Here is a 13,131-nt window from a genome sequence, read left to right as displayed (position 1 = left end):
CGTATCTGCCGCCGCTGTGTACGCCACCAGCCCGCCCGCTTCCTACCCGTGGCTGCTGCTGCCCGCGCTGGCCGTGGCCGGGATCGGTCAGGGCCCGTACGCCGTGCCGTTCTTCACCACCGCCCTGCACCGAGTACGCCCACACGAGACGGGTTCCGCCGCCGGCCTGCTCAACGCGGTGCAGCAACTCGGCGGCACTCTCGGCGTCGCCCTGCTCGGCAGCCTCTTCTTCCATGCAGCCGCTCCCGGCGACCCCACCCCGGCCGCCGCCGCGCTCACCGGCGCCCGCAACGCCTTCTGCCTCGCCGCCGCGCTTAGAGATCGTCTCAGTTGGTCAATCTCCGATAGCAGATGAGTGTGGCCGCGATGCCAGCGAAGGCGAGGAAGTGTTCGGCCTTGCGTTCGTAGCGACGGTGCAGACGGCGGTACCCGGATAGCCACGCCACCGTCCGCTCCACGGTCCAACGGTGGCGGCCCAGGCGCTGGGAGGACTCGATCCCCTTACGGGCGATGCGGGGTGTGATGTTCCGGGATCGGAGCCATTTCCGCAGGTGGTCGTAGTCGTAGCCCTTGTCTCCGTGCAGCTTGGCGGGGCGGCGTCGACGCGGTCCACGGCGAGATCGGATGGGCGGTATGCCGCGGACTAGGGGTTCGAGACCCTGGCTGTCGTGGGTATTGGCTGCGGAGATGCCGATGGAGAGGGGCAGACCGGTTCGCTCCGTGATCAAGTGGATCTTCGAGCCCTTCTTGCCGCGATCGACAGGATTCGGGCCTGTCAGCTCCCCCCTTTGAGGGCCCGCATGTTCACGGAGTCAATCGCGCACCGCGACCAGTCCAGATCTCCCCGGGCGCCGAGTTCGTCCAGCACCAGACGGTGGAGCTTCGCCCACACCCGCGCAGCGGACCACTCGGAGAACCGTCTGTGGACGGTCTGCCACGACGCGCCGAAGACCGGCGGCAACTGCCGCCACGTGCATCCCGAGGTAGCGACAAAGATGATCGCGGCAAGGACCGCGCGATCGTCAACTCGCTGACGGCCACCGCCCTGCGGCCTTGTGGGAATCGGCGGTCTCACAGCCCCGAACAACTCCCACAACCCCTCCGGCACCAGCCCTTCAACGAAGCCCATCGAGTACAGCCCTCTCCGTCGGTCCCGGACTCACCGAATCGTCAACGGCCCTCCCAGGCGCCCCGAAACGCGCGAGGTAGTGCCACACCTTCTTGATCGCCTGTGGGTCATGGTGGCCGGCACGCGCTGCCTCCCCGACGATGCGCGGATTGAGTACGCCGTCGACGGCGATCTGTGCGCCCAAGTCGACGTACTCCTGACCGCGGTAGCCGGGATGACGGAGGAGATCTGCGACATTGAGTCGGAAGCCGGGATGCCACTCCACGGGGCAGCCCAGGCGCAAGGCCGCAACCTCCACAGCCGTCCCTCGATAGCAGGGGTCGAGGACCAGCGCCTCGGCGTGGCAGTTCAGTCGCACAGGCCCGTGGACCTGCGCCTCGATGTAGTCGTCGAGGTCGTCCTGGCGATCGGCGAGGGCAAGCTCGATGAGCCCCATGCGGGCCGCGACACCGAAATCCGAGGGTTCAAAGAAACTGTCCGGGTAGCAGAACGTGGTCCGCGTCAGCGTCTCGACCGTCAGCCGGAAGTGGGCGGAGCCGAACCGCGGTGCCCCGCCCACAGGCTTGCGACGGAAGTTCAACGCCCCGTAGACGGGCCGCTCATGAGCGTGCGCGTCGTCGTAAGCACCGTCGAAGATCCGGCTCTCCCAGCGCCACCGGTCGCCGCCGGGATATGCGGTCAGTCCGCCGTTGCTGGTCCCCGTGACGAACTGTGAGCGGTAGGCACTGTCCTCAGCCATGGCATCCAGGATCGGCTTGCCGTGCAGTAGCCGGTCCGGGTGGAAGTTGAGGGTCACCCGCAGTGTCGGGTCCATCGGAGGGCCCGACGCCAGTTCCGCGACATGGCCAAGGGCCCGTTCCTGTGGTGTCTGGGAGGCTGCGGAGCTCATCCGCACAGTGTTCCTCAAGCTGATCAACCGCTGCACGCGGATTGTCTACCGACAGTCCGGCCATGCGGGAGACGGAGCTAAGCACCAATCGAGACGATCTCTTATTCTCGCCGCCGCGGTAACCACGGCCATGATGCTCCCGCAGCGGTGCCCATCGCCCTCGAGCCCGGATCAGCCCATCGTTCCCGATGCCACGGCCAGGTGACAGCTTTGGAGCGGAGGGCCGTCACCCCGCTGCGGCCAGGGTCAGATTCACGAAGCGCCATCGTCACGGTTCCTCACCCCCCGTGGTGGGCCCCTCGGCAGGGCCGCTCGCCTGGTGGCCATCAGGTCCGGCGCAAAAGTGCGGCTCCTCCCTCTGTGCATACACCTGCCACCGAGCAGCGCTCTCGCTTCGGACCCGGCTGTCTATCTGCAGTAAAGGCAAGAACGGCATCACACAGGCCCTCGCTTCGAGATGTCATTGTAATTCAAAAGATATATCTCTAAAATGGATAACCGTCCGAGACATTGATCCCATATGGACCGTAGCTGGCAGGCCAGACGCGCCGCGGCCTTCAGCGCACGGCCCCGCCCCTACGGAGGTCAAGATCTTCTCCTACCGCGTCCCCACGGACGCGGTGAGCGCCCGGGCGCCTCGATGCCTGCTGTAGCAGCGACCCGTCCGGTACGGCTTCACCCCCCAGCCGGCTGTGGGTCTGCACCCACTCTTGGCACCCTTCTCGTCCGTGGTTCGGCGTCCCCTCGACACCTTTAAGCGCACCCACCCGCTCGCACGGCATTCCACAGAAAAGGGATGGTCACCATGAGCAAGCCAGTCCTTGAACCTGCTGCGCAGGAACTCGCCGACGCAACGTCAAAACCCCCCTTCCTCTACGAACTCGGGGCGGAGGGAGCCCGAAAGGTGCTCGACGACATCCAGGCCGCACCAGTGGACCAGCCGGATGTCTCGGAAAGATGGGTGACGGTGCCGGCAGACGTCGCGGACGTGCGCGTGCGTATCGTCACACCCCTCGGAGCAAATCAGGGCCTGCCAGTCGTCCTCTACATGCACGGTGGCGGATGGATCCTGGGTAACGCCGGGACTCACGACAGGCTGGTACGTGAACTCGCCGTGGGGGCCAATGCGGCCGTTGCGTTCGTCGAGTACGACCGCTCCCCCGAGGCGCGCTACCCCGTGGCACTTGAACAGGGGTACGCCACCGCTCAGTGGCTGACGCGTCACGCTGCGGAAGAGGGGCTGGACGCTACGCGCCTGGCTGTGGCGGGTGATTCCGTCGGAGGCAACATGGCCGCAGCCTTGACGATTCTCGCCAAGCGGCGCGGGGATGTTTCTTTCGTCCACCAGTCGCTGTACTACCCGGTCACGGATGCGAGCCAGGACACCGCGAGCTACGGCGAGTTCGCCAATGGACCGTTCCTCACAGCGAAGGCCATGGCCTGGTTCTGGGATGCCTACACCACCGATCCGGAGGAGCGGGCCCAGTCCACGGCGTCACCGCTGCGAGCCACCTTGGAGGAGCTCGCTGGGCTACCGCCAGCCCTGGTGATCGTCGACGAGAATGACGTACTGCGCGACGAAGGAGAGGCTTACGCCCGCCGTCTGACCCAGGCCGGTGTCCCAACGACAAGCGTTCGCTACAACGGGATCATCCATGACTTCATGATGCTCAACCCACTGCAGGCAACACACGCCACGAGAGCCGCAGTTGAGCAGGCTGTCCGTGCCCTCCGCGCAGCTTTCGGGTACTGAACCACTGGGGCAGATCACCCGAGCAGCGCGCCGACCGCCGCATGATCGCATGCCGTGCGGTCGGCGCGTCGTTCCTGAAGGATGCCGGGGCCAAGTAGTACGCCTCACCGCCCCGCCGTGTCAGGAAGTCGTTTGAGTGGGCCGGAGCCCGCCCTCGGGGGGATTAGGGCGGGCTCCGGGGTCTTTGCCAGCCGGCTAAGTCGTCACCGGCTGCTGGTCTTCTTCTTTCACCAATGTGATCTGCTGCGTGGGCGGGTTCTTACGCGCGCGTCGTCGTTCCCGGCGGGTCTCGACCATGGTGTACAGGGTCGGAATCAGGACCAGTGTCAGCGCGGTGGAAGACATGAGCCCTCCGATCACCACGACGGCCAGCGGCTGGGAGATGAATCCCCCTGCGCCTGTGATGCCCAGGGCCATCGGGAGCAGGGCGAAAATGGTCGCCAGCGCGGTCATCACGATCGGCCGTAGCCTGCGCAGCCCGCCTTCTACGACGGCTTGGCCGACATTCATGCCTTGGCGGCGGTACTGGTTGATGAGATCCATCAGGACCACTGCGTTGGTGACAACAATGCCGATCAGCATCAACAGGCCGATCAGGGCCGCGAGTCCCAGCGGCGTGCTGGTGACACTGAGCAGGGCGATAGCTCCGGTCGCGGCGAAGGGGATGGATACCAGCAGTACGAGAGTCTGCCGGATGCTGCGGAACACAGCGATGAGGAGAAGGAAGACCAGCAGGATCGCGGCAGCCATGGCGAGGGCCAGCTGGCTGAACGCCTCACGCTGGTCACTGGCGACACCGCCCATCTCGTAGCTGGCGCGGGCGGGGAGATCGACGGTGTCAAGAGCTTGCTGCACAGCCGTGGTAGCGGCCCCTGTGTCGTCTCCGACCGGCGTGGCCGAGACGGTGTTGGTTCGCTCTCCATCGGTCCGCGTGCGCTCGACGGGCGCCTCGATACGGCGGACGCTGGCTACGTCACCGAGCCTCACCTCAGCCCCGCCCGCGGGGACGGTCAGATTCTCCAGCGCCGCGATGGAGTCGGGGGTGTCTCCCGATCCCCTGATGATGACCTCATCCTGTTCACCGTTCACGGTGACCTGGCTGACAGGAATCCCGGAGACTGCCTGGCTGACGCTGCGGGCGAGGGCAGTAGCGGTAAGGCCCAGCCGGGCGCTCTTCTCCCCGTTGGGGGTGATGGTGATTTGAGGCGCGTCGGCGGAGAGGTCGCTGGTGACGTCTGAGACTGAGCTCACCTTGTTAAGGGCGGACTCAATTCGTTCGGTCGCGGTGCGAAGGGTGGTGTCGTCGTTGGCGTGGACGACGACCTGGACGTCGCTGTCGCTGCCCAGACCGCGGCCGGCGGCGATGGTGAAGGTGCCGGCGTCTTTGAGTCCGTCCAGACGCTTGCGCAGTTCATCGCTGACGCCATCGGTGTCGTCCGCGTTCTTGGTGACCACCGTGTAGGTGGCGGTCGATGCGTCAGCGGAGTTTCCGATCGGGCCGTTGCGCGCTGAACCGACGGTCACCTGGTAGGTGGAGACGCCGTCGACGTCCTCGATCGCGGATTCCGCCTTCTTTGCTGCGGCGTCGGTGGCGGAGAGGCTGGTGCCGGGCGGGAGGGTCTGTGTGATGTTGATGCTGGTGGAACCTGAGTCGCCCAGGAAGCTTGTTTTGAGCGTGCCGATGAGCGCGAAGGTGAGTACCAGCAAGGCTGTGGCGCCGGCCAGTACGGTGCGGCGGTGCCTGATGGACCACTGGATAACCGACAGGTAATGGCGCTGGAGAAATCCGTTGCGTTCCTTGGCCTCGACGCGTGCGCGGTAGACGTCGGGGTCCACGTCTTGCGTGTCGGTTGGCGGCTTCAGGAACCAGTAGGCGAGAGCGGGGACCAGGGTCAGCGAGACCAACAGAGAGGCGAGCATTGCGACGACGACAGTGACCGAGAAGGGGCCGAAGAGTTCGCCCACCAAGCCGGAGACCAGGGAGATGGGCAGAAACACTGCAACGGTGGTCAAGGTGGAGGCGGTGACTGCGGCAGAGACTTCGCGCACAGCGTTGATCACCGCGCGGCCCTTGTCTTCGCCGTATCCCAGATGTCGTTTGATGTTCTCCAGGACCACGATCGAATCGTCGACCACGCGACCGACGGCCATCGTCAGGCCGCCGAGAGTCAGGAGGTTGAGGGAGTAGTCCTCGGTCCACAGAACGATCAGCGCAATCATCAAGGACAGCGGGATCGATACGGCGGTCACGAGTGTGGAGCGCACCGACCTCAGGAAGACCACGATGACCAGAACGGCCATGATCAAGCCGAGCAGGCCTTCCTCGAGAAGCCCGTTAACGGAGTCGCTCACCTGAGGGCCGGAGTCGGAAACCACGGTCAGCTTTGCGTCGTGACTGAGCTTCGCCTCCAGGTCCGGAATTTGGGAGCGGACATCCTCCGAGATGGAGGCGGAGCTTCCGTTGTGGTCCATGGTCACGGCGACGCCCAGGCTGGGCTTTCCGTCCGTGCGCGTCAGCGACGTTGCGTCGGCCTCGGTCAGCTCGACAGCGGCAACGTCCTTGAGCTGCACCGGCGATGTAACCGCGGCAGGCTTGTTGGCCGCGGCGCCTGCAGCCGGCGCGGAAGGTGACAGCCACAGGTCGCGGATGTCCTGGAGGCTGGCGACGGTATGGGGGACGGATACGCTGACCGACTCCTTGCCCTGGTCAAGGGAGCCAGCCGGGCGGGTGCCCAGGTCTTCGAGGGCGTCGGTGATGGACTGAGTGCTAAGCCCCGCCTGCTTGATCTTGTCGGCGTCCGGGGTGATGGAGACGACTTGGTCGCGTTCGCCGGAGACGGTCACATCGTTGACGCCGTCCACGGCTTTCAGGGCAGGGACCACGTCGGCCGTGAGTTCATCGGCAAGGTCGCGCTGCGAAGCGTTCGAGGTCGCTGCCAGGGTGATCGTTGGCTGCGCGTCCGTGCTGCCGGTCATGACCTGTGGATCGACGCCGTCCGGAAGCTGCCCTGCGATCTTGTCGATCGCTTGCTGGACCTTGCTGGACTCGTCGTCGATGTCAGCGTCGAAGTTGAACTGGAGCATCACCGACGAGGAGTTCTGCCGCGACGTCGACGTCATGCTCTCCACGTCGTCCAGCGTTTTCAGAGCGTCCTCGAGAGGGACGGTGACCTGGTCCTCCACAATTTGCGCTGAGGCGCCGCTGTAGGTGCCTACAACCGTTACGGCAGGGAAGGACAGGTCCGGAAGGAGTTGTTGTTTCAGGGACGGGATGGCGTACCCGCCCAACGCAACGAACCCGAGAGTGATCAAGGCGACCAGTTTGCGGTTGGCCACGCTGATCCTGGACAGCCAGGACATCGAGGAGCTTCCTAAAGTCTGGAGTGGCAGGAGAGTCGGGGGCATTAAAGGCCCGGAACAACCCTCGATCACCCGGCGCTCCGGTGACGTCCCTCCTCAGGACCCTTCTGTGTGTACTGCCAGCGCGGTACACCCTTCGGTCTCTACCGCGCTCGCGGTTGCCCCGGGGGGCTCACCAGACCGCTTTCATAAGCAAGGACGACAAGCTGCGCACGCTCGCTCACGCCGAGCTTGGCCATCGCACGATTGACGTGCGTCTTCACGGTGTGCCGGCTCAGCGTTGCCCGCTCTGCGATCTCATCGTTGGTGAACCCGCTCGCCACCATGACCACCATCTCCACCTCCCGCGGCGTTAGCGCGGCGAGCCGCTGTTGGGTGACCTCGGGGAGGGATGACGCCTGACGGCGGAACCGATGCACCAGCACCTGCGTAGCCGTAGCCGACAGTACCACATCTCCGCGGGCCACGGACTCAATGGCCGCTAGCAGCTCTCTTGGGTCAGTGCCCTTGCCGATGAAGCCGTTTGCCCCCGCCAGCATCGCCTCAGCTACGTACTGTTCCGTCTCAAAGGTGGTCAAGACCAGAATCTTCGTCTCGGCCAGGGTCTTATCCGCGCGGATGGCTCGGGTGGCCTGCAGGCCATCTGTGCGCGGCATCCTGAGATCCATGAGGACCACGTCAGTGGGATGCTGCCGCACCAGTTCCAATGCCTCTGCGCCATCACCTGCCTCACCGACCACCTTGAAACCCTCTGCGTTGTCGAGCAGCACCCGGAGCGTGCCCCTGAGCAGAACCTGATCATCGACGAGCAACACGCGTACGCTCATGTGTTTACCTGCGGTTCTTGGGATGAGCGCTGCTGCAGCGCCGCACGGTATGGCAGCTCGGCTTCGACGAGGAACCCGTCGTCATGCCGCGTGAGGCGGGCACTTCCTCCCAGAGCGGCCGCACGCTCTTTTATGGAGACGGAGCCGCGTCCGCACCCTGGCACGGAGCCGCCCAGATCTCGGGCCGCCCGCCCGTTTATCACCCTCAGGCGCAGGAAGTCCTGATCCCAATCGAGCTCAACCCGTGCCTGATCGACGCCTGCGTGTTTCTGCACGTTGGTCAGCGCTTCCTGCGCGATCCGGTAAGCGGCCACATCGACGGAAGTCGGCAACGGAATCGGTGTACCGCGCTGCTGAAATTCGATTTCCAGTCCGGCGTGTTGAAACGACACGATCAGATCGGGCAATCCCTCCAGCCGCGGCGTAGGTGTGTACGGAACATCATCGCCGTCCAAGGGCGCCAGCACACCGACGAGATCTCGCAACTCCTCCAGAGCAGCTTTGGCCCCGTCCCGGATCCGGGGCAACAGGCCAGCGTCCGGCTGACCGCCCGACTCGCTCAGATACACACCCACCCCCGCTTGGGCATGGATCAGGGTTAGTTGGTGAGCCACCACGTCGTGAAGATCCCTCGCAATGCGGACGCGTTCCTCAGCCACCCGACGGGCCGCCTCCTCCGCGCGGGTCCGTTCCGCGCGCTCCGCTCGCTCTTGCAACGCCGCCACCACGGCTCGACGACTGCGTACTGCGTCCCCGATGGCGACGGCAGCCGCGATCCACGCCACGACCCCGATACGCTGAGGGCCGAACCAAGGCCCGCTCTGAAAGGCGACAGTCGTCACCAAGGCCCAGGATGCGACGAGCCCCGCTGTCGCCCACGCCGTGACGCGCCCTGTACTCAGGGCCACCGTATACAGGGCGACTTCTGTCGCAGGCAGGGTCGCATCGAGCGCTCCGCCACAGGCCTGGTAGAGGACGGAGAGCGCCAATTCCACACCCAGGACGCAAAAGGGGGCCCTGCGCCGGGCCAGCAAAGCCCCACCGGAGATGAGAGCGAGCGAAGCATCGAGCGCCGACCACGCCCCACTCTGCTCGCTAGCCGGCGAGGAGACTGCTATACGAAGCGAGCACAGCGATGTCACGATCACCGCGGGCAGCAGAAGCACTCCCCAACGCTGCCAGAACTCTCCGCGCCGTATCGAATTCACGCAGGCCAGGCTAACCAGGGGCTCTGCACGGAACGTCATCCCGTGGCAGTACAGGCTGTCTACCGCGAGCGCGGTACAGCGGCCTTCCTCGTCAGGTAAGGGGCGCTGCAGGCGGGCACGCAGCAAGCGCAAGGTCTCGGTTCACGGCTCACTACGCACGCCACAGAACGGCGCACGCAGCTTCCTGCCCCTTCGTTCGTCCGATTCTTCGAGCACTACGGGAAGCTCCAGCAGGCACGTCGAGGCGAACCTGGATCTGCTGTCGATGACCGCGCTCCAGAGGAAGATCATGGTCCGGATCAGTGCAGACCCCGCCGGGTCGGCGCAGTAAAGGTCGATCCAGGCGGGTTACATCTACGGCAGTGCCAGCTGCCCACCGTTTCCGCAGTGGGCAGTCCGCTCTTACGCGCCGGCTACGGCGGTTTGGCGGTCTGGGATCGGACGATCCGACCCCGCGGTGCTCCCCGGTGGCCACGTCATCCGCTCTCGAAGGGGATTGACCCTAGACGTGATTGCGGAAGCAGGATCCGGTGCGGCCGCGAATCGTCGCGATCTCCGTTCGAGCACGTCGCCAGGGGCGGTCGCAGGAAATCCGGGGGCCGGGTTCGGCGGACGGACTCACCTCTTGACAGGCAAGGAAGTGCCTGGATTACTAGGCGCCGCACCCTAACCGAATGTTCGGTTGGGAGACAGGTGGTACAGATTATGACCGAAGCCGTACCCACGGATCCGGGGGCCGCAGAGCGGATGTTTGCAGCCGACACGGCCTCCAAGGCGCTGGGCATTGAATTGCTGTCGCACAGTGACGGCCACGCCGTGCTGCGCATGACCGTGGCGGCGTCCATGGTGAACGGGCACGGGCTTGCCCACGGCGGATATCTCTTCCTGTTGGCGGACACCGCTTTCGCATGCGCCTGCAACAGCTATGGGCCCGTCACCGTCGCAGCGGGCGCCGACGTCACCTTCGTCGCTCCCGCCCGCGAGGGTGACGTCCTGACAGCCACCGCCCGTGAAGTCATCAGCTTCGGCCGCAGCGGCATCTACGACGTGAGCGTGACGCGCGGGAACACGGTGATCGCGGAGTTCCGAGGCCGGAGCCGCAGTATCCGCAACACGTCACCCAAGGAGCCGCAATGACCCGCGACCTCAAGGCGCCAGCACGCCGGGGTGAGCCCCTGCCGACGGCTCTGCTCGACGATGCCGAGCAGATCTCACGGCGGGAACTAGAGGCCCTCCAACTGGAACGTCTGCAGCAAACACTCAGGCACGCCTACGACAATGTCGAGCTCTACCGCAAGAAGTTTGACCAGGCCGGGGTCAGACCCGACGACTGCCGGGCACTGCAGGACTTGGCACGGTTCCCCTTCACCACCAAGTCCGACCTACGGGAAACGTACCCGTTCGGGATGTTTGCCGTACCTATGTCCGATGTTCGACGCATCCACGCCTCCAGCGGGACCACGGGACGCCCGACCGTGGTCGGGTACACCGACCAGGACCTGTCGAACTGGTCCGCCCTCATCGCCCGGTCCATCCGAGCATCTGGAGGGCGTAGGGGGCACAAGGTGCACATCAGTTACGGTTACGGGCTCTTCACCGGCGGTCTCGGCGCCCATTACGGCGCCGAACGCGCCGGCTGCACGGTGATCCCTGCTTCGGGCGGCATGACCGCACGCCAGGTGCAGATCATCCAGGACTTCGAGCCCGACATCATCATGGTCACGCCCTCCTACATGCTCACCCTGCTCGACGAGTTCGAGCGCCAGGGCGTCGATCCCCGCTCGACAACCCTGAAGGTGGGCATTTTTGGCGCCGAACCGTGGTCGGAGGAGATGCGCCGCGAGATCGAGGACCGCATGGACATCCACGCGGTCGACATCTACGGACTGTCGGAGGTGCTGGGTCCCGGAGTTGCGCAGGAATGCGTAGAGACCAAGGACGGCCTGCACGTGTGGGAGGACCACTTTCTGCCGGAGGTCGTCGACCCGATCACCGGCCAAGTGCTCGCCGACGGCGAGAGCGGCGAACTCGTCTTCACGTCCCTCACCAAAGAAGCCCTGCCGGTCATTCGCTACCGCACGCGGGATCTGAGCCGTCTTCTGCCCGGCACGGCGCGCCCGAGCTTCCGGCGGATCGAGAAAATCACCGGCCGCTGCGACGACATGATCATTCTGCGTGGTGTGAATGTGTTTCCGACCCAGATCGAGGAAGTCGTGCTTCGCACCCCCAACGCCGCGCCTCACTTTCAGATCCAGCTCAGCACTCGCGGCAGATTGGATCATATGACCGTGCTAGTGGAGGCCCAGGCCCATACGGAACCGCAACAGCGTGACGCCGCCGCCCGCGCAATCTCCACCGGAATCAAGGACGCTGTGGGGGTGAGCGTGGAGGTGGAGATCGTGGACCCGGAGACGCTGGAGCGGTCCCTGGGCAAACTGCGCCGAGTCATGGACCGTCGCGGCGCTTGATGCAGGGGCTTGTCACAATGATGGCGTGACCACCACGCCCATAAGACAGGCCGCCCGGCGCGGCGAGCGACCCGCGTACGACCGCGACTCTCTTTTGAAAGTCGCGGTAGCGGTCTTCAACGAGCGCGGCTATCACGCCACCGGTATGGAAGAGCTGGCCAAACGCCTGGGCCTGAGCAAGTCGAGCATCTACCACCACGTGAGTGGCAAGGAGGAGCTCCTTGACCTCGCCGTCACGCGTGCACTCGATGCTTTGTTCGCTGTACTCGACGAAGGCCCGCCGCCCGGGGCGACCACTGATCCGCTCAGGCACGTTGTGCGCCGTAGCGTGGAGGTCCTGGCCAAGGAACTGCCTTACGTCACGTTGCTCCTGCGCGTGCACGGGGACAGCGAGGTCGAACAACGCGCTCTCGATCGCCGACGCGAGTTCGACCGCCGCGTTGCCGAGTTGGCCGTACGGGAGGCGGCCGAGGGAGGCGTACGCAACGACATCGATCCACACCTGACGAGTCGGCTGCTCTTTGGGACGGTGAACTCCTTGATCGAGTGGTATCGTCCCGACGGCGATCTTTCGGTGGAAGGCCTGGCCAATGCAGTGACGACCATGCTGTTCGACGGTCTCAGTAGCAGCGGTCGGCAGGGCCCCAGCGCCATCGGCTCTCGTCACCGCGCCTGAAGCGGGAGTTGCACGGTCGGTCGGGCGTGGGGCGCCTGCCCTGGATCGTGTCGGACGGGCTGTGCGATCCCTTGGATCTGCTGCCGCAGCTGCGGGCGGCGCGTTCGGTAGTCGGATCGTGAGCCGTTGCCTGACACGGAGCGTGCTGTGCGGGATCCTCCCGATACTGCACGTCGGCATTCCGTTGAAGTACCTGCCAAAGGTGCTCGGATTCAGCTCGGACGTAACGTGCGGGCAGCGACTGGCGGCCGGAAACTAAGCCGCCGTTCGCAGCGACTGCACGAAGCCCTGCTCGCCCTGTTGCACTCAGCCTCGCGGCTGGCCGGTCCTGCTGGGTGAACGACCCTTCGCGCGGCAGGGTTCCAAAAGCGGGAAGCCTCACGGGCACCGCGGCGGTCGACCGGGGTCGGCCAGGTTCGAAGCAACACCTGATCATCGGTGATGATGACAACGGCGTGAGCTGCCCTGCTGGCAGGCAGCAACCGCAACAACGTCAGCCAGTTGCGCCCCTACTGGACGCCATCCCGCCGAACTGCGGCCGGGTCGGCTGTCCCCGCCGCACGTCCGACTGGCCCTACACCGACCGCGGCTGCACCCAAGTCATCTACCCCGACTACGTCCGCGAACGCAATCTCAGCCCGCCATCGCCCGTCGCTGGACCCGACTTGCCCCAGACTGGGCGCCAACCAGTGGGTGACCAGGCACAGATGCGGGGCGGGGCGGCGCGGCTGCCGGCGCCTACGCCGGGAACGCCGAGTCGACTCCACTGAGGAGTTCTCCAGACTCGCGTGCGGCCCGATCGGTCACCGACAACTCAGCTC

Annotated in this window: 10 protein-coding genes; 5 read left to right on the top strand and 5 right to left on the bottom strand. The window is 65.4% G+C overall.

All coding sequences use genetic code 11. The annotated features are described in order from the left end of the window. Positions 1–355, top strand: a 355-nt coding sequence (locus ACIQJT_RS41235) for an MFS transporter (protein ID WP_402650619.1), incomplete at its 5' end; no start/stop codon positions are given. Here ACIQJT_RS41235 and ACIQJT_RS41230 read toward each other — a convergent pair. Further along, positions 327–1,129 (bottom strand): IS5 family transposase gene (locus ACIQJT_RS41230; protein WP_402650618.1). Its coding sequence is split into 2 segments (ribosomal slippage): positions 327–785 and positions 788–1,129, totalling 801 coding nucleotides; the frame shifts between segments, so codons are not numbered across the junction. The two genes, ACIQJT_RS41235 and ACIQJT_RS41230, sit on opposite strands and share 29 nt — an antisense overlap. Further along, the gene (locus ACIQJT_RS41225; RefSeq protein ID WP_402650617.1) at positions 1,116–2,018 is read right to left on the bottom strand and encodes a DUF3626 domain-containing protein; all 903 of its coding nucleotides are present in this window, start codon (positions 2,016–2,018) and stop codon (positions 1,116–1,118) included. The genes ACIQJT_RS41230 and ACIQJT_RS41225 overlap by 14 nt, the downstream gene beginning before the upstream one ends. A gap of 805 nt (positions 2,019–2,823) precedes the next feature. On the opposite strand from ACIQJT_RS41225, the gene ACIQJT_RS41220 reads away from it, so the two are divergent. Beyond that, on the top strand, positions 2,824–3,771 hold the full coding sequence (locus ACIQJT_RS41220; RefSeq protein WP_402650616.1) for an alpha/beta hydrolase: 948 nt from the start codon (positions 2,824–2,826) through the stop codon (positions 3,769–3,771). Positions 3,772–3,966: 195 nt separating this feature from the next. On the opposite strand, the gene ACIQJT_RS41215 is transcribed toward ACIQJT_RS41220, so the two are convergent. From ACIQJT_RS41215 to ACIQJT_RS41205, 3 genes are all read right to left on the bottom strand, one after another. Next, positions 3,967–7,131, bottom strand: a complete 3,165-nt coding sequence (locus tag ACIQJT_RS41215) for an efflux RND transporter permease subunit (protein ID WP_402650615.1) — start codon at positions 7,129–7,131, stop codon at positions 3,967–3,969. Between the two features lie 143 nt (positions 7,132–7,274). Further along, positions 7,275–7,958 (bottom strand): response regulator, encoded by a 684-nt coding sequence (locus tag ACIQJT_RS41210; protein WP_402650614.1) that lies wholly within the window; start codon positions 7,956–7,958, stop codon positions 7,275–7,277. Continuing rightward, entirely contained in the window at positions 7,955–9,166 is a 1,212-nt protein-coding gene (locus ACIQJT_RS41205; RefSeq protein ID WP_402650613.1) for a sensor histidine kinase, read from the bottom strand. The genes ACIQJT_RS41210 and ACIQJT_RS41205 overlap by 4 nt, the downstream gene beginning before the upstream one ends. A 705-nt stretch (positions 9,167–9,871) precedes the next feature. On the opposite strand from ACIQJT_RS41205, the gene paaI reads away from it, so the two are divergent. Genes paaI through ACIQJT_RS41190 form a run of 3 tightly spaced genes read left to right on the top strand, consistent with a single transcriptional unit; the run spans position 9,872 to position 12,310 of the window. Continuing rightward, a complete protein-coding gene (paaI, locus tag ACIQJT_RS41200; RefSeq protein ID WP_402650612.1) occupies positions 9,872–10,303 on the top strand; it encodes a hydroxyphenylacetyl-CoA thioesterase PaaI in 432 nt (143 codons plus the stop codon). Next, positions 10,300–11,634 (top strand): phenylacetate--CoA ligase PaaK, encoded by a 1,335-nt coding sequence (gene paaK / locus ACIQJT_RS41195; protein WP_402650611.1) that lies wholly within the window; start codon positions 10,300–10,302, stop codon positions 11,632–11,634. The genes paaI and paaK overlap by 4 nt, the downstream gene beginning before the upstream one ends. 25 nt (positions 11,635–11,659) lie before the next feature. Further along, positions 11,660–12,310, top strand: a complete 651-nt coding sequence (locus ACIQJT_RS41190; RefSeq protein ID WP_402650609.1) for a TetR/AcrR family transcriptional regulator — start codon at positions 11,660–11,662, stop codon at positions 12,308–12,310. The last annotated feature ends 821 nt before the right edge of the window (positions 12,311–13,131 follow it).

It is taken from the genome of Streptomyces sp. NPDC091972, assembly GCF_044756385.1.
Lineage (GTDB): Bacteria > Actinomycetota > Actinomycetes > Streptomycetales > Streptomycetaceae > Streptomyces.
The sequence above is the reverse complement of the archived record's forward strand: the minus strand, read 5'-3'. Positions and strand labels throughout refer to the sequence as shown.